The organism is Streptomyces sp. NPDC051776, assembly GCF_040681345.1.
Lineage (GTDB): Bacteria > Actinomycetota > Actinomycetes > Streptomycetales > Streptomycetaceae > Streptomyces.
The window spans coordinates 1-16,090 of record NZ_JBFAYQ010000051.1 but is presented as its reverse complement, the minus strand read 5'-3'; the positions used below and the strand labels follow the sequence as shown (position 1 = coordinate 16,090).

The window sequence follows — 16,090 nt, the reverse complement described above, 5'->3', positions numbered from 1 at the left end:
AATGGGCGGCGGTTTGCAAAGGTGTGGCTGCCCGGTCGGGCATGGGCGAGCGAGGAAGCCGACCGCCGCCCTGCACCAATGCATCCGTTCAACGACGACCCGATGCGGAGGTCACCCCACGACAGCCACCGTCGCCAAGGGCGATGGCAGCCGGACCTCAGAGCGCATTCCGATACGGCTGGGGGAGGGGTCAGGACAGGACGGCCGCACCGGCTTCGGATACAACAAGGTCGACACGTTGGGCTGGCCACCGCTCGTCCACCGGCAGGTACACCCGGCCGGTGGCCAGGCACGCCAACAACAGGTCAGGGTGCCGTAGCCCCGTTGCCCGGAGACGGCGACCACATGGTCGCGCGGAGCCAGCTCCTCGATCCGCCGGGAAAGGTCGGCGACGTCCGAGAGCAGGTCCGCAGAGGTGTGCTTGGCGCTCGCTCCGATGACGGCGGTTCGGTCCCGCCGGGCGACGGCGAGTTCAGCAATGCGAGTCCACAAGGTCATGCGACGGTTCCGTAGCTGAGCGGGCGGACGAGATGACATGTGTCTGTGATCGGTCGATCCTCGCTCGGAGCGTCTGGGCGTCCGGTGCTGTCACCAGGAGTTCGCACAGCGCGTTGAGCGTTCCGTCGCGGGGATCGAACCGGGTCTCAGCGCGGCGCCGTCGGGCCACGCTGACACCCGGGTGCTCGCGCAGGAGGGTGCGATAGTCCGGAGGGGAGTCGACCGTCAGCGCGCCCTCCGGCGGGTGTACGAGGATGTAGCTGGCCTGGCCACGCGGTTCCGGCAGGTGCGGCTCGTCTCCCGTGACGGCGTCGAGCACCGCGCCGATGAGGTTCCCGTCGCCCGAGATGGCCTTCACCATGACATGAAGGTGGCCGCCCAGCCGGGGGTTGACCTCGATCAGCTGGAAGCCCTGCGCGGTGTTCACGAACTCGATGTGGAAGGCCGGCCACATGCCCCGCCACAGCTCGGCGATCTCGCGGGCCCAGGACTCCAGGGCTGCGCGCACCTCCGGGTTGATACGGGACGGCACCAGGGAGCCCGTCTCGCCGTAGTTGGCCGCTTGCTTCCTGCGGTCTGCGGGCAGGAACACGGTCCCACCGACGCCGTGGATGACATCGACGGCGAGGTAGGAGGCGTACCAGTCCTGGTGCTCGCCGAAGGGCAGGTGCTCGTGGAACTCCTCGGCGTACAACTCGCCCGACGACAGGAACAGGTCTCTCTCCGCCGCGGCCCGCCGCCAAGAGGGCAGGTCGCGGACGATCACCACGTCACGGCTGGAGACGCCTCGGGCGGGGTTTGACCACGGGGGTGCCAACCTCCTCGAGGGCCGCGGCAATGTCGTCGTCCGACGTGAGCTCCCACGCACGAGTGTGCGACAGGCCATGCTCGTTGAGCAGCATGCGCATGTCGAACTTGTCGTGCGGCCGGGGTGCGTCGGAGTTCCGGAGCCGGACGGTTGCCTCCAGACACTCGTAGGCGTATCGCTCGTCGAAGGTGAGGATCGTGTCCAACCCGCGCTCGCGCACTGCGGCCATCAAGTCGTCGCCGACCTTCTCCCAGCGGACGCCGACCGACTCGGCCAGGGCCGGGACCTCGGGCGTCGACGCAGCGACTGCCGCGGGCACCATCACGGGCAGGTTCCGGTCGCGCGCCTGGGCGAACAAGTCGGCAAAGGGCACCGCTGGCGTGGTGCCAACCAGCAGACCGACGTTCGGGCCGACTGCAGAGGGCATGCCTGTCACTGCCCCACCCCCGCGCGGAGGGACTCGATGACGCAGGCAGCGACGGGCGAGTCAGGGCGGAACTTGATCCCCAGCCGGACGCCGCCATGGACCCGGTCGGCGACGCAGCGAAGGTGGTACAGCGTGGTCGCCTCCGGAGAGGACTGCGGTCCGAAGTCCAGGTCAACCGGTAGACAGTCCCGAACCGGCGCGTACAGAGTGCCGCGCAGCGAGCCACGGTAGTTGAGGTACAGCCCGGCGGGAGCGGTGAGCAGGGAGACCGCGGAGTCTCCGGTCACGAACGATTCGTTGTCCTGCTCGAATGCCTCCAGCGCGCGCATCGCGTCGGGCACCGTCCAGGGAGCGCCGGACGGCAGCTCCAGTCTCCGGAGCTGGGAGAACCAGCCAACCGTCGTCGCCAGCGACGGCCAGCCGGGGATCGCATCACGGCCGTGCCAGGTCATGTCGACGCCCCGGGAACGTGGGCTGGGCAGGCCCTGTACCGCGCGGCTCATCGCCGTCAGGATGGCAGGGGCGATCTCCCGGGACGTGAGGGCACCGACCTCCAGGTGGAGTGTCATGTGCTGCAGATCGCTCACAGGGAACGCCAATTCCGCGTCGTCGGTCGCTCCGAGAACGGCAGTCTGCTCAGTACCCGTCCATTCGGCGAGTCTGGCCAGCCACGGTATGTAGTTGTCCTCGGGCGGAGCTGCACTGACCTCGTCGTGCAGGGCGGCGACGATGTCGTGCTGGAGCACGTCCGCGCTGTGGCCATCGGCGCAGAGGTGATGGAACAGCAGGGTCAGCCCGATCGGATCGCCCTCCGCCTCCCAGACGAGCGCCACGGACACATCGCCTCGCGAGATATCGAAACGGGTCCCATGGTCCCGAACGGCGGCCTCGACGGGGCCGATGTCCTCGTGCCCCTTAACCGGCACCGTGACCACGGGGATGGTGCGCTGGTCAGCGGAACCTACCTGTTGTGCCCACCGGCCCTCCTCGTGAGCGGTGAACCGGGCGGTGAGCGCCGGGTGGGCCAGCGCCAGTGTCCGTACCACGTGGTTCACCCGTTCCCAGGTGGCGTGTTCGCAGAGCCGGACGGTGAGATGGTCGTTGTGCCAGTTACGCGTCTCACCGTCGGCGACTACCGTGTACAACTGGGTCGGCGTCAGCGGCAGTTCTGCCCCGGCCGATAGGTCGCGGACTGCCGCCTCCGCAGATCCGTCGAGGGGCTCGGGCCGACAAGCCGGACGAGCGAGTCCAGAGTCGGAGTGCGGAAGAACTCGGCGATGTCAACGACGAGCCCTTCACGCTCGAGCCGGCCCAGCAGCTGGACGGCTCCGAGGCTGTCGCCACCGAAGTCGAACCAGTCATCGTCCGGCTCAGGGTCGTCGTACTCCAAGGCAGCAAGCCAGTGGGCCACGACCACATCGCGGATGGAGGTTTCCGTCTGCTGCACGCTCATGCGTCGTCCTCGGATGGGTACTTCGTGCGATCGTCCAGGAGGCGTCGTACCGCCTCGCCGTCCATGCCCGGCGTCACCGGCGGGTACCGGTCGATGTCCGTAAGCGCCAGTCCGACCCGGCCCAGCAAGTACGGCAAGGCGTCCGCGAAGGCCCGGGTGGTGGGCATCGGTATGTTCTGAACCCGAGCCAGCTCGAGCATCGTGAACAGAGCGGGAATGTCCTCCCGCAGGGTGCGCGACAGTCGGAGACTTGCCGAGGTCGGAGGGCGAGAGCGAGCGGTAGAGGTGACGCGTCGCGGCCATGGTGGCGTGGAAGCTCGACCGGGGCTGGTGCCCGTACTGACGCCGCAGGATCTCAGGAAAAGTTTCACTCTCAACCCCGTACGATGCCGCCAACGCGACGCGCTCGGTGTCCATCGCTTCGAGCTGCTCACCGAGGGTGGGGTCGATGCCCTCGCTGTCATGCAGGTACCTCTCGCCCACTCCGGCGCGCCCAGCGCGCATGTGAGCGCGTCCATGGGGAGTTTCGGGTCCTGCCCGTAGTGGGGCGCACCGATCCGGTCCTTGCGCTTGTACTCGATGGTGTTGCCCTGCGCCCGGCATCCGTAGAGCGAATCCTCGACCAGGAGCACTTCCCAAGCAGCCGCGCGCGGATCGGCCAGGCATTCAGCCAGCCACAGGGCGCCCCCCTGTCCACCACGGATCATTACGATCGAGACCGGTCGGTGGGCCAGCTGTTCCAGTAGCCGTGACACCACAGCGGACCGTACGCGGGGAATGTCCGGCACCGTGACCACCACGCAGTCGGCAGCAGCCAAGGCCGTCGACACTGCGGGTCAAGCCGCGAGCGTAAGGGCACAAGCCGCTTCCCGGAGCACAGCCGCCGCGGTCGTCCCTACGAAGCCTTTTGGACGGGCCCGGGTTCACCAGGCCGGGCGGCTGGAAGGCGGGCGGTGAGAGGCGGTTGCGGACTGCCGTCAGGGCCGGCCGCCGGCGACCTGGTGCCCGGTGGCTCTATACACGAGAACGGGTTCTGGCTCAACTTCCGTGATCGGTTACTCGACGTATCCGAGGAGAAGGCTGGGTTCTGAGGGTGACCCGTCGCAGCTCCCGCCGAAGCCCGATGATGATCGGATTCAACTGGTGATCGTGAAGGAGCCCACATGCCCAGAGCTGGTGATGACGGAGCTGCTGAGGCGGCAGACTGCGGCGGCGTCCCCGCTCCGGCCGCCAGCGGCCGGATCATCTTCTTGAATGGGACGTCCAGCTCGGGTAAATCCAGCATCGCGAAAGCACTGCTCCAGATCTTGGACGAGCCGTCCTTCCATATGCCTGTGGATGCCTTCCACGCGATGCGTTCTCGCAGGGAGGTCAGTTCGGAGGAGCTGCCCAATGTTCTGCGACGCACGTGGATGGGCTACCACCGAGCGGTCGTGGGCATGGCTGCGGCTGGCAACAACGTCGTGGTGGATCATGTGCTGAGCGAGGAATGGCGTCTGCTGGACTGCCTCGGGCTCTTCTGCGCCAGAAATGTCGTCCTGGTCGGTGTGCGATGTTCGCTGGAAGAGCTGGGGCGGCGCGAACTAGCGCGTGGCGATCGCCCGGCGGGCCTCGCGGCCCGGCAACTCCAGCACGTCCATGCGCATGGACTGTATGACTTCGAATGCGATACCACCACAGCCAGTGCCCTGGACTGTGCACGGCAGATCAGCGCCTTCCTTCCGCAACGGCCGCTTCCGACCGCGTTCCAGCAGCTTCGAACCAAGCTGCGCCCAGACCTGCTGGCCGCCGGCCGAAAGCCCACGGCAGCGTCATGACAGCAGGACGCGTTTCCGCAGGAGCGCGAAGCCCGCACGGCCGAACATCTGCCGCTTGAGCATCTTGATCCGGTTGACATGGCCTTCGACGGCGCCCGAGCTCCAGGGCAGCGTGAGGCCGGCGATGACGGCGTCGCGGTCTCGGTCGATGCCGGCGGCGAGCGTGTGAAGGCTGGGCAGGTCGTCCTGACGGACGGCGTCGAGCCAGTCCGGCAGACGCTCGCCTTGGCGCCCGGTGAGCATGGCTGCGAAGGACCGGACATGGCGGGTGAGCGCGTCGAGCTCAGGGCAGTGCGTCCGGACGGCCTTGAGCTGGAGCTGCTCGGATTCGCTGAGCGTGTCCGGGTGCCGGAGGATCCACCCGGCGACGGCACGGGGCGAGGGCGGCCGGGCGGTCACCGGTCGCGGTGAGGTGCGCTTCTCGCGTAGGTAGGCGCGAACCCGCTGGTAGCTGCCCTTGTAGCCGAGCGGCACGATCTCTTCCCACAGCTTCCACGCATTGGTGAAGCCCTCGTTCCAGCGGTCGTCCAAATAGGGCTTGTAGTCGTCGAGGACCGAGGACCGAGGACCGGTTCTGCCACTGGCCGGTGAACAACTCCTCCGGCTCCGCGGCGTCGGCGAACCGTTTGACGGTATGCCAGGCCATGCCGAGCTGCCGCTGGACCGAGCGCCGGCTGTGTCCTGCCTCCAACAGGGCGTGGACGGCTGCGTGCCGGGCCCGAGTCCGGTCGGCAAAGCGGTGACCTGTCGGCCATGGCGACGCCGACGGATCCGGGGCCGGAGCAGTCTCGGGTTCGGGCTGAGACGCTGCGGGCGTCAGGACACGCAGGCAGCGGCGGTGCCGGGCGACACTCCGTTCGGCGGCTTCGCTCAGGTTGTGCCAGAGGTGCCACCGGTCCGCGACCTGGACCGCCTGCGGCGCTCCGGCAGCGGCGCCTTCGGCGAAGAACGGCGCGCGGTCCCGGCAGACGATCTCGACGCCAGGTCGTCGGGCGAGCCAGGCGGCCAAACTGGATGCCTCCCGGTCCGGGAGCAGATCGATCGGCCGACGGGTTTCGACGTCCACCAGCACGGTGCCGTAGTGGCGGCCCTTGCGGGTGGCGTACTCGTCGACGCCGACCACCCGCGGCCCGGGCACCTCCGGCTCAGGAAGAGCGTCGACCAGGCGCAGGACCGTGCCCGGCTGACGGACACGCCGAGGACGGAAGCCAGCCGGGCCCCGGCCCGTCCGGCCAGGGCAAGACCGACTGCGGCCAGAGCGGAGCGCAGCCGCTCAGTGCGCTGGCCGTACCTGCGGGTGACGCCGAGTATCTGTTCCACGAAGGTCCGCCGGGTGCACATGGTGTTGCAGCAGCGGAACCGCCGAACTCGTAACTGGAGCACGACTCTTCGTCCGGCGCTCGGTAAGTCAGTAGGAAACCGCAGGTAGGAGCTATGCACTCGTGGTCGACCAGGTCCCGCACCCGGTGCAGGCGGCGCCGACCGCCGTGCACTGCGCGTCAACGCGCACTATCTCGATATTCACGTCCACCGACAGCACCGCGATGTCCGCGATCGACGGGAACAACAGCTGCTTCAGCCGGAGCACGACCTCTTCCACGGCCCGGACTCTCAGCCTAACCACAGCGGCGACGGCCGATTTTCGGGCGACTTCCGAAGCTGTCCCGAGTCGTTCAGTTGTCACTCACAGTCGCCTCTGCACGGAAGTTGAGCCAGAACCCGAGAACGGGCAACACTTCGATGGCTGTTTCGGAGGCGCGCGGTCGCTGTAGTCATGCCGGAATGTTCACGAGTTCCGACAGCACTCGGCCCTTCGCTGTGGGATCCCGCCCTGACCGGCATGTCCCGGCAGCACCTGAGCGAACTCACCGACACTTTGGCCATCGATAGCGACGTCAAGCGCGGACGCCCGCCCCGACTCGCCTTCCCCGACCAGGTCCTGGCGGTCGTCCTTCACCTGCGGGTCGCCCTGACTGCGGAACCCCTCGCCGTGCCGTTCGACAGCAGTCGCACCGCCATGCACCACACCCTGCTGAAGATCAGGACGCTGCTCAAGGCGCACAGCATCGTCATCCCGCCGGCAGCCACCCCGCCCTCCACCCTCACAGCCCTCCAGGCTCGGGTTCAAGCCCTGAGTGGCGTCCCCAGCGTGATCAAGACAACGCGTTAATGATCTGCAAGCCCTTAGCCAGGCGGACCCCGGAGTCATGGCCTGCGGACCGGCGCATCCGGTGCGGCGCTCACGAGGGGCGTGCGTGCCGCACCGGTCGCGCCAGTCTCGGAGAGCCGGCCCTGTAACCGATCAACCTCCCGCCAGCAAGGGCAGGTTCACGCCGACTCCACGTCGGTTTTCAGGCTCTCTTCAGCGGGAAGCGTTGAGTGCAAACGACGTTGCCTAGTTAGGATGTTCTTGACTGGTCATTGTCCATTCGTTGGTGCACGCGTGTGGTGGTGAACTGCCTGGAGGGGGGCGAATGTTCCGAGGTACGACTGCCCGGAGCGTGGTTTCGGCTCTCGCCGCCGTCCTGTTCGTCCTCCCGCTGTTCGCACCCACCGCGTCCTTCGCACATGCACACACGGTCAGTCAGGTAAAGGTCAAGGCTCAGCCCGGAATCAAGCTCTCCGGGAAGGCGCTGCGCGATGAGACCCTCACGTTACGCCACTGCGTTCCTCAACGCGCCCCTGCACGTGACAATTTCCGGTCGCGCGCCCTCCCGGCATCGTCACACCGCCGTGACTCTTCGCAGTCCGCCGTGCGGTCTCCTGTACGCAGCTTCATCGCCCGGAACCGGGCTCTGCGTGCTTCCGTGACCGCGGAGTTCTCCCGGTCCGGCAGGCAGCCGGATCGGGCAACGCCGCTTGGGTGCCCTCGCCTCTCAGCACAAAACTGCGGTGGCCTCACCGATCCGCTCGCGATCAGCAGGAGCCCGTGACGTCGGCGCGCCCCGCTGCATGTGCCCGGTCGCAGCGCGTCGCTGATGCAGGGGAGGCGTAGCCGGACGTCGCCCGGGGCGCCGGGCGGGTGGGCGGTTCAGGTGGGTTCGGTGCGGGTGATCGAGACCAGCACGTCGACATGCCCCGGCTCGTCCTGCCCGGCGAGGTGGTCGGTGACGGCAGCCCGTACGCGTTCGCGGACGTCCCGGGCGGTGTCCAGCGCACGCCGCGATTCGTCGATGATGCAGCGCACCTCGACGTGCCAGCCCGGTGGGTCGTGGGTGTTGCCGGTCCGGATGCCGGCTTCGGGGGGCGCGGTGGGGGAGTGCGTACCGTGCCCGCCGCGGACGGCCGCGGCCAACTGGTGGCGCAGGCCGGGCTGCAGGTCTCTCACCCCGGGGGCGGAGAGGGCGGCGCGGGCCGCGGCCCGGTGGAGGGCGCTCGCCTGACGGTCGTTCATGAGGTGCGCCCTCCGGGTGGGGCGGTTTCGCGCGGGCCGCGGGGGTGGAGGCGCCCATTGACGTCCACTATCTCGATGTCGACGGCGGTGACGGCCAGTCCGAGGACGCGGTCCGCGGCCCGGAGCACGGCTTTCCGTACCAGGTCGGCCCGTTGGGGCAGCGGTGCCGCCAGCCCTGAGGTCAGGGTGAGGTCGACGTGCACTCGGGTGCCGTCCCCGGTGGGCGTCAGGCGGCAGCTGCCCGCCTGTGTCCCGGGGACTGTGTCGGCCGCCCGGCGGAGGACCTTCGCGGCCGCGGTCTCCGAGATCCGCAGGTCGCGCGCGGGGTCGTCCAGCAGTAGCGTGCGCCCGATGCGGACTTCGGTACGCACCGCGTCGATGACCCGCCCGGCGAACGTGGTCCCGCTGGGGCGCTCCTGGGTGCGGAGCGCGAGCGTGGCCCGGTCGAGATCCGTCAGTCCTTCGACCGCTTGCGTGCAGTACGTGCAGGAGGCGATGTGCGGGTCGGACGCGCCGGTGTGGTCACGGGCCTGCTCCCAGGCCAGGCTCAGCGGGCGTCCGCAGGGCAGCCGCTCGTCCCCGGCCATCAGGGCCGCGTCGCCCGGCCGCCGCACGGTGGGGCGTACGTCGGTCGATCCCGGTGGGGCGCTGCCGGCGTGCGGGGGGTGCGAGTCGTCTAGCGCCATGACGTCATCTCCTTCGTCAAGGAGCGCCGCGCGCGGAAGAGCCTGCCGCGCACGGACTGTTCGCTGGTGCCCATCACCTGGGCGATCTCTTCGTAGTGCAGGCCGTGCAGTTCCCTCAGCACCCAGCATGCACGCTGGTCGACAGGGAGCGTGCCGAGCGCCCGGGCCAGTGCCGCGGCGGCGGCGTCGGTCTCGGCGGCGCGCTCGGGGGAGGCGTGCGCGTCGCGGGTGGTCGGCTCGGGGGCGTTCTCCAGGGACACGGTGGGAGTGCGCCGGCGGAGGGTGTTGAGACACCGGTTGGTGACGATGCGGTACATCCACGTACGGAACTGGGCGTCGCCACGGAACTCCGGCAGCCGCCGCCAGGCGCGGATGAAGGCGTCCTGCACCGCGTCCTCGGCGTCGGCGAGATTGCCGAGCAGATGGATGGCGAGCGCGAGCAGTGCGGGGGTGTGCCGGCGGACCAGAACGGCAAAGGCATCGTCGTCGCCCTCGCCCGCCCGTACGGATAGGAGCCAGTCCTCCGCCGCGTCCAGCCCGTCACCGCCGGCTGCCGTGGCAGGCCCGTCATTCCCGGCCGCCGTGCTGTCGGCCGGTGCCGTGCCTGCTCCTCCGGGCGGGGGCGCGCCCCCTTCCCGCGGGGGCGATCGGAAGCCGTTCTGCTCGCGCATCGGTTCTCACTTGCGGTTCCAGGGCCGCCGTCACTCTGCGTGCGGGCCGTATGGGCCATTTCTGCATCCTATGCGAGAAATGTTCCTTTTCTGCGTGAGGGGTTTCCGCTGCGGGGTGTCCAAGTAGTGACGGGCATCGACGTGACGCCCGCTCGGGACCTCTATCGCCGAGGAGCATCCTCATGACGGACACGACCAGCCCTCCTGCCACAGGCACAGGCCACTCGAACGAGACCGGCAAGGAACGGCAGGGCGGAAAGAAGCCCCGGTCCCCCGAGGACCGCGGGCGTACCACGATCTCGGACAGTGTGGTCGAGAAGATCTCCGCGATGGCCACCCGCGAGGTACCCGGCATCCACAGCCTCGGCGCGGGCATGGCCCGCCGTATCGGGGCCGTCCGTGACCGGGTTCCCGCCGGCAAGCCGGGCCTGACGCGTGGTGTGAGCGTCGAGGTCGGCGAGCGCCAGGCAGCGGTGGACCTCGATGTCGTCGTCGAGTACGGCGTCTCGATATCCGATGTCGCGGGCGAGGTGCGCGCGAACGTCATCGCGGCCGTGGAGCGGATGACCGGCCTGGAGGTCGTCGAGGTGAACATCGCCGTGGACGACGTCCACCTGCCCGACGAGGAGGACGAGACCACGGAGGAGAGTGAGGGCCGCGTGGCGTGAGCCGCGCGTCCCCCTCGGGACACGAGACGGGTGAGTGAGGGATGACCAAGGCAACGATCGGACTCCTGACGGGCATGGTCCTGGGGTTCGCCGGCTACTTCGGAGGCTTCGGGGCGTTCGTGGTGGTGGCGGCCTTGGGCGCTCTGGGGCTGATCATCGGTGGCTTCCTGCAGGGTGACATCGTCCTGGGCGACTTCGTACGTCCCCGGGAGGAGGCACGTCGCACACGCGACGAGGGGCGCCGTCCGCGGAGCCCCGGCCCCCCGCAGTCCAGGCCGCCGTCCCGGAGTGACGCCGGACCTGTCCGGAGCCGGGTCTCATGACCACGCGGCCCTCCGCTCCCGCTCTTCCCGGCGCGTCCGGGGACGCGGGAGCGGGCGGGCGGCTTCCGCCGCCGGCCGAGCGCGGAGCGACCATGATCCCCGAGAAGGTGGTGGCCCGCATCGCTGCCCGGGCGGCGCGAGAGGCGTTGCTCCGGCAACCGGCCCCGCCACCTGTGCGTCGCGTCCTGGCCGAGCCCCGCTCCTCGGTGGTGGTCCACCGCGGCGCGGCCCGGCTGGGCCTGACCGTGGACCTGCCCTACCCCATCGACATCGCCGACGCGTCCCGCCGGATGCAGGAGCACGTCGCTCAGCGCGTGGCCCAGCTGACCGACCTGCGTGTCACCGACGTCACCCTCGTCATCGGTCGGCTGGTCTCCGCCGAGAGCCAGGAAGGCCGACGGGTGTCCTGAACCCGCACGGTCCTGAACCCGGGACGGGCAACGGACATCGGGCACCGGCGTAGGGACAGGGCCGTGGAAGGAGGTGCTCATGACCCGCCATCAGCCGCCCACCTCGCCCGGTTCCGGGGACACGACGCCGAACGGACGGCCTGCGGCCCAAGGTTCACGGACACCGCTGGACAAGCCTCCCCGGCCTGCCGAGACATCTGCCGACGGCACGTCAACGCCCCTTCCCGCGACCAGTGATGACCGTCGTCGAAGCGGTGACGCCCCTCAGCATCCGCACCGGCCATGGTCCGCACGGCGCACACCCGCCGCAGTCGTGGCCCTGTCCCTGCTGCTGGCCGCCGGGACGCTGCTCTACGAGGTCGTCTGGGTCCGTACCGGCCACGAAGCCGCCACCTGGCGCAAGGAGTTGACCGATGAGCTGGCGACCCGCCCACTGGACGACGTCTGGGTGCTCACCGGTGCTGCCATCGCGGCCGCGCTGGGACTGTGGCTGGTCGTCCTGGCGCTGACCCCCGGACTGCGTCACCACCTGCCGCTGCGTGTCCCGGGCGGCACGGACACGGGCACGGACTCGGCGCGCGCGGTGCTGGACCGCGCCGGGGCCCGGCAACTGCTGCGTGACGCCGCCCTCCGCGTCCCCGGAGTGAGCCGGGCGAAGGTGCGGGTCCGCAGACGCGGGATACGCGTGCGCGCGGACGCGGGATTCCGCGACCTGGACGAGGTCCGTGCCGACCTCACCGACGTTTTGGCCCACGAACAGGCGGACCAGCTCGTCCTGGCCCGTCCACTGCGGCTGAGAGTCCGCGTACGGCGGCGCCCCAGATGACGGCAGCACGAACGCCACCACACGTCGTACGAGCCGCCACGCAGCGGGAGTTGGAGGAGCTATGAGAACCCAGTCCACCATCAACCGGGTCCTGCTGGCGGCGATCGGCGTGGTGCTGCTGGGCGGCGGACTCCTCGTCCTCGCCGGGGGCTTCGACCTCTACCGGCACTGGAATCTGAACCCTCCCGTCGGCTGGCCGCTGACCGTACCCGGCGACGTCCTCCTCTCCACCGCCGACCGCACGGCATGGACCGATCAGGACTGGTGGTGGCCGGCCGTCATCGCCGGCCTGGCCATCGTTCTCCTGCTCGCCCTCTGGTGGTTCCTCGCTCAGCTGCGCCGGCACCACCCCGGTCGCATGCCCGCGGGGAGACCCGACCCCCAGCAGGGCGTACAGCTGCGGGACGACGCGCTGAGCGACGCCCTCGCCGCCGACGCCGGAAGCCTCCCGGGCGTCCGGAACGCCGCGGCACGCCTGACGGGCCGACCCGCACACGCCGAGGCACACATCGGCCTCGTCCTCGACCCTGACGGATCCCCTGACGCGGTGCTGGAGGCGCTGTGGAGCGGTCCGGTCGAGCGGGCCCGCCGCTCCGCAGGGTGGCAACACCTGCCCGTCTCGGCCTCCTTGGAGGTCGCCTTCGAGCACCGCACCGCGCCGATTAGCGATGGGTCCGCCAGGCAGAGCGCCGGCCCCTCCGGACGATTCCGTGGGTTCGCACGGACGGACCGGTGCCGTCGGACAGGCGGATACTGGAGGCGTGGACGTCGTTCCCCGACCGCGCGTGGACCTCCGGGCCCGGCTGGGCGGCATGCTGTTCAGCCGTGTCGCAGGGCCGGAGGGCCCGGCCAACCGCGCCCGTATCCACGACTCGCCAGGGCCACGGTGGTTCGATCCGGACGCGGCCATCCGCACCGTCCACGGCGATGCCTCCATGTTCATCGGCGGGCTCAGTGCCCTCCTGTTCCAGTCGCTGCACCCCCTCGCCATGGCAGCGGTCGCCGCGCACTCCGGCTACCGCGACGAACCGTGGCAGCGTCTTCAGCGCACCAGCACCTTCCTCGCCGTCACCACCTTCGGTACGGCCCAGGACGCACAGCGCGCGGTCGACCGCGTACGGAAGGTCCACCGGAGCGTGCGGGGGACCACACCCACCGGCGAGACGTACTCGGCCGCCGACCCGGAACTGCTCGGCTGGGTCCACGTCGCCGAGGTCGACAGCCTTCTCCGGGCCCACCAGCGCTACGGCGCACAGCCGCTCGACGCGGCAGGCCGCGACGCGTACGTCGCCGACACCGCCCGCGTGGCTACCGCGCTCGGCGTCATCGACCCGCCGCGCAGTGAGGAAGAACTGGCCGCCCGCATCGCCGCCTACCGCCCTCACCTGCGCGCCACGCGCGAGGCTCACGAGGCGGTCCGCTACGTCCTGCTGCACCCGCCGCTGCCCTGGATCGCGCGCGGCCCGTACGCCGTTCTCGGCGCGAACGCCGTGGCCACCCTCCCGGTGTGGGCACGGGACGCACTGAAGCTGCCACGCCTCGCCGGTGTGGACAGCACCTGCGTCCAGCCCGCCGGACGAGCCCTCACCGCCGCCATCCGCTGGGCGATGGCCCGCCCGCCGGCCACCGCCTGACCACCCTCGCGCGGAACGGCAACGCAAGACCGGCCCGCAGAGCCCGCAGAGCCCTCAGAACACGACCCCCGGCACGGCCAGGATCGCGAGCAGGGCCATGCCCGCGACTGCCCACGCCACGTAGTCGCCGATGTGCCCCGACTGCAGCCGCCGTACGGGCGTCATGGCCGCAGCCAGGCCGCCCGGGCGCGGGCGGCGGACGCCCAGCAGGGCGAGCGCGCAGGCGAGCCCGGCCGACAGCAGTGCGAGGAGCACACCGGCGACCGTCCAGTGCGGTGCCGGGAAGACCTCCGCCGACGCCGTGATCCCCTCCAGGACCGCCCGTTCGTACGTCCCGTGCGCGGCGAAGAGGCCGCCTGCGCGCCCCGCGCCCGCCGCGAGGCCGGGGACGAGGCCCCACAGCCAGTGCTCCCGCCATCAGCAGCAGGGGCACGGCGAGCATCGTGTCGGGGATCCTCCGCAGCGGCCCGGCCGTCTCCGGATCCTCGTCGCCCACCGTCTCCTCACCGCGCTCCGCCGCCGTCGCGACGGGCCGCCGCCCCGCGCCCACGAAGACGCCCAGCCCGGCCCGCAGCACCGCGCCGCCCGTCACGGCGGACACGAGCACGAAGACGGCAACGAGCCAGTGCGCCGTCTGTCCGGCGGCCTCCTCCGCGACCGCCTTGCCCAACGCCGACCCGAAGGGCGGCAGTCCGGCCAGCGCGAGCCCGCCGACGAGGAACAGGACGCCGGTCAGGCGCAGTTCGCGTGCCCTGCAGTACAACGTGTGCTCGGCGACCGACGCGTAGCGGTCCAGCAGGACACCGGTGAAGGCGAAGAGAGCCGCCTTCACGCCCGCGTGCCCCAGTACGTACAGCGCGGTGCCCGATGTCCCTTCGGGGCTCAGGACACCGACACCGATCAGGAACAGACCGGTGTGGGAGACCGTGGATTGAGATGGCGCTGCTGCCAGCACATCGCGGTGCCCAGCAGCGCGGTCAGGACCCCGACGGCCAGCAGCGTACGGGTCACGGCCTCCGCCGGGACGCCGCCCGGCCCCGCGAAGACCGTCCAGTAGAAGCGTGCGGTCCCGAACACGCCCAGCTCGACCATCACGCCGGACAGCAGCAGACAGGCCGTCGTGGGCGCGACGGCGTGCGTGTCCGGGAGCCAGAAGTGGAACGGTACGGCGGCGGCCTTGACCAGCATGCCGGTGGTCAGGAGGACGAAGGCCGCGAGGACCAGGGCGTCCGGCTCCCCGGAGCCCAGCCGCCGGCCGATCTGGGCGAGCCCCAGCTCCCCGGTCCGCGTATAGAGCATGCCGATCCCGAGCAGCATGGCGTACCCGCCGAGCGACCCCGTGATACCGAAGGCCAACGCGCCCTGGAGCGGCCGCCGTTCCTCGACGCGGAAGCCGATGAGCGCGTACGCGACGACCCCCATCAGCTCGAAGAAGACGAAGGCGTTGAAGAGGTCGCCGGTGACGCAGAAGCCGCACATCCCCGCCTGGAAGACCAGGATCAGCGCGGGGAAGGAACCGGTGTGGCCGCGCGGTGGTTCCTCGAAGTACCGCCAGGAATAGGCGAGTACGGCCACGACGAGGAGTGAGGTGAGCACCGCGAGGCCCAGCGCCATCGGATCGCCCACCAGCGCGATGCCCACGCCCGCGCCCCCGCTGTCCGGATGCCAACCGCCGACCCACTCCACCGCGTACGGATCGCCCGCGGTGACTCCGGTCAGGGTGGCCACGGCCACGGCAGCGGTCCCGGCTGCGAAGGCGCAGCCCACCGCGTCCGAGACGACACGGGGCAACAGCCTCCCGATCGCGGCGAGTACGGCCGCGCCCAGCAGGGGCACGGCCACGACCAGGGGCAGCAGGCTCGCGGGATCCAACCCGTCACCCCTTCAGATCGGACAGCTCGTCCGGGTCCACGACCAACTCATGCCGCGTTCATGACCGTTACCGGCGCACACTCGCCGATGTCGCGACAGGCGGACGGCCGATGGCCATATGCCTGACCGTGCGCCGGTTCCGATGCCAGGTGCCGTCGTGCCAGCGGCGGACCTTCGCCGAGCAGGTCGAGGGGTTGACCTTCCGCTACGGCCGCCGCAGCCAGCTTCAGCAGACAAAACTGGTGGCGATCGCCCGCTGCCTGGCCCGGCGAGCCTGGGCCCGCCTCGCCCGGATGCTGCACTGCCGGGTCAGCCCCAACACCCTGCTCAACGTCGAGAGCCTGCTCGACCCGTTGTGCCGCGCCGGGCCGCCGATCTATACGCGGACGGCTCGTTCAACCGTGCAGCCTTCACCAAGGGCGGCGGCGCGACGGCCGACGGTGGCAGCAGCGCCGCCAATGCCGGTCAGCAGAACACGGCGCAGGAAGGCCGGCAGAACAACAATTGCGCTAGGGCCTGTGTGATGTTGTGATCAGCCAGTCGCCTTCAGGAGGTCGTTGATCCAGATCATGGAGGCACGGAGGTGGAGGCCGGCGAGGTAGC

General features: G+C 70.2%; 16 protein-coding genes and 4 pseudogenes. 8 read left to right on the top strand and 12 right to left on the bottom strand.

Features of this window, described 5'->3' with window-relative positions:
• Positions 1 to 472: 472 nt before the first annotated feature.
• From AB0M26_RS27515 to AB0M26_RS27495, 5 genes are read right to left on the bottom strand one after another with little or no spacing between them, the layout of a single operon-like run.
• The gene (locus AB0M26_RS27515; protein WP_365265037.1) at positions 473 to 1,267 is read right to left on the bottom strand and encodes a hypothetical protein; all 795 of its coding nucleotides are present in this window, start codon (positions 1,265 to 1,267) and stop codon (positions 473 to 475) included.
• Between the two features lies 1 nt (position 1,268).
• A complete protein-coding gene (locus tag AB0M26_RS27510) occupies positions 1,269 to 1,733 on the bottom strand; it encodes a hypothetical protein (RefSeq protein ID WP_365265035.1) in 465 nt (154 codons plus the stop codon).
• Between the two features lie 5 nt (positions 1,734 to 1,738).
• A complete protein-coding gene (locus tag AB0M26_RS27505; RefSeq protein WP_365265033.1) occupies positions 1,739 to 2,878 on the bottom strand; it encodes a condensation domain-containing protein in 1,140 nt (379 codons plus the stop codon).
• Positions 2,879 to 2,889: 11 nt separating this feature from the next.
• On the bottom strand, positions 2,890 to 3,186 hold the full coding sequence (locus AB0M26_RS27500; RefSeq protein ID WP_365265031.1) for a phosphopantetheine-binding protein: 297 nt from the start codon (positions 3,184 to 3,186) through the stop codon (positions 2,890 to 2,892).
• Positions 3,183 to 3,353, bottom strand: a complete 171-nt coding sequence (locus AB0M26_RS27495; RefSeq protein WP_365265029.1) for a hypothetical protein — start codon at positions 3,351 to 3,353, stop codon at positions 3,183 to 3,185. The genes AB0M26_RS27500 and AB0M26_RS27495 overlap by 4 nt, the downstream gene beginning before the upstream one ends.
• Positions 3,354 to 4,349: 996 nt before the next feature.
• Here AB0M26_RS27495 and AB0M26_RS27490 point away from each other — a divergent pair.
• Complete coding sequence (locus AB0M26_RS27490; protein WP_365265027.1) at positions 4,350 to 5,003, top strand: AAA family ATPase; 654 nt, start codon at positions 4,350 to 4,352, stop codon at positions 5,001 to 5,003.
• Here the strand turns inward: AB0M26_RS27490 and AB0M26_RS27485 are convergent.
• From AB0M26_RS27485 to AB0M26_RS27475, 3 genes and pseudogenes are all read right to left on the bottom strand, one after another.
• A complete protein-coding gene (locus AB0M26_RS27485) occupies positions 4,998 to 5,534 on the bottom strand; it encodes a transposase (protein WP_365265025.1) in 537 nt (178 codons plus the stop codon). The genes AB0M26_RS27490 and AB0M26_RS27485 overlap by 6 nt on opposite strands.
• A gap of 361 nt (positions 5,535 to 5,895) precedes the next feature.
• Positions 5,896 to 6,069, bottom strand: a pseudogene (locus AB0M26_RS27480) (transposase); the annotation flags it as partial.
• Between the two features lie 366 nt (positions 6,070 to 6,435).
• A complete protein-coding gene (locus AB0M26_RS27475) occupies positions 6,436 to 6,603 on the bottom strand; it encodes a hypothetical protein (RefSeq protein ID WP_365265023.1) in 168 nt (55 codons plus the stop codon).
• A gap of 216 nt (positions 6,604 to 6,819) precedes the next feature.
• On the opposite strand from AB0M26_RS27475, the pseudogene AB0M26_RS27470 reads away from it, so the two are divergent.
• A pseudogene (locus AB0M26_RS27470) lies at positions 6,820 to 7,173 on the top strand (ISAzo13 family transposase); the annotation flags it as partial.
• Between the two features lie 861 nt (positions 7,174 to 8,034).
• Here AB0M26_RS27470 and AB0M26_RS27465 read toward each other — a convergent pair.
• From AB0M26_RS27465 to AB0M26_RS27455, 3 genes are read right to left on the bottom strand one after another with little or no spacing between them, the layout of a single operon-like run.
• Complete coding sequence (locus AB0M26_RS27465; protein WP_365265021.1) at positions 8,035 to 8,397, bottom strand: hypothetical protein; 363 nt, start codon at positions 8,395 to 8,397, stop codon at positions 8,035 to 8,037.
• Entirely contained in the window at positions 8,394 to 9,083 is a 690-nt protein-coding gene (locus AB0M26_RS27460) for a hypothetical protein (protein ID WP_365265019.1), read from the bottom strand. The genes AB0M26_RS27465 and AB0M26_RS27460 overlap by 4 nt, the downstream gene beginning before the upstream one ends.
• A complete protein-coding gene (locus AB0M26_RS27455; protein WP_365265017.1) occupies positions 9,074 to 9,754 on the bottom strand; it encodes a sigma-70 family RNA polymerase sigma factor in 681 nt (226 codons plus the stop codon). Before AB0M26_RS27455 ends, AB0M26_RS27460 begins: the two co-directional genes overlap by 10 nt.
• Before the next feature lie 182 nt (positions 9,755 to 9,936).
• Here AB0M26_RS27455 and AB0M26_RS27450 point away from each other — a divergent pair, with 182 nt between their 5' ends.
• The 5 genes and pseudogenes from AB0M26_RS27450 (at position 9,937) to AB0M26_RS27430 (ending at position 13,615) form a co-directional block, all read left to right on the top strand.
• Positions 9,937 to 10,422, top strand: coding sequence for an Asp23/Gls24 family envelope stress response protein (locus AB0M26_RS27450; protein WP_365265015.1), 486 nt, complete (start codon positions 9,937 to 9,939; stop codon positions 10,420 to 10,422).
• Positions 10,423 to 10,463: 41 nt separating this feature from the next.
• Positions 10,464 to 10,646: pseudogene (locus AB0M26_RS27445) on the top strand (hypothetical protein); the annotation flags it as partial.
• Positions 10,647 to 10,741: 95 nt separating this feature from the next.
• On the top strand, positions 10,742 to 11,155 hold the full coding sequence (locus AB0M26_RS27440) for an Asp23/Gls24 family envelope stress response protein (protein ID WP_365265013.1): 414 nt from the start codon (positions 10,742 to 10,744) through the stop codon (positions 11,153 to 11,155).
• Between the two features lie 313 nt (positions 11,156 to 11,468).
• Entirely contained in the window at positions 11,469 to 11,981 is a 513-nt protein-coding gene (locus AB0M26_RS27435) for a DUF6286 domain-containing protein (RefSeq protein ID WP_365265011.1), read from the top strand.
• Between the two features lie 812 nt (positions 11,982 to 12,793).
• Positions 12,794 to 13,615, top strand: a complete 822-nt coding sequence (locus AB0M26_RS27430; RefSeq protein WP_365265075.1) for an oxygenase MpaB family protein — start codon at positions 12,794 to 12,796, stop codon at positions 13,613 to 13,615.
• Positions 13,616 to 13,669: 54 nt separating this feature from the next.
• Here the strand turns inward: AB0M26_RS27430 and AB0M26_RS27425 are convergent.
• Positions 13,670 to 15,487 (bottom strand): annotated as a pseudogene (locus tag AB0M26_RS27425) (complex I subunit 5 family protein).
• A 110-nt stretch (positions 15,488 to 15,597) separates the two neighbouring features.
• Between AB0M26_RS27425 and AB0M26_RS27420 the strand changes: the two are divergent.
• A complete protein-coding gene (locus AB0M26_RS27420) occupies positions 15,598 to 16,011 on the top strand; it encodes a hypothetical protein (protein ID WP_365265009.1) in 414 nt (137 codons plus the stop codon).
• Positions 16,012 to 16,090 lie beyond the last annotated feature (79 nt).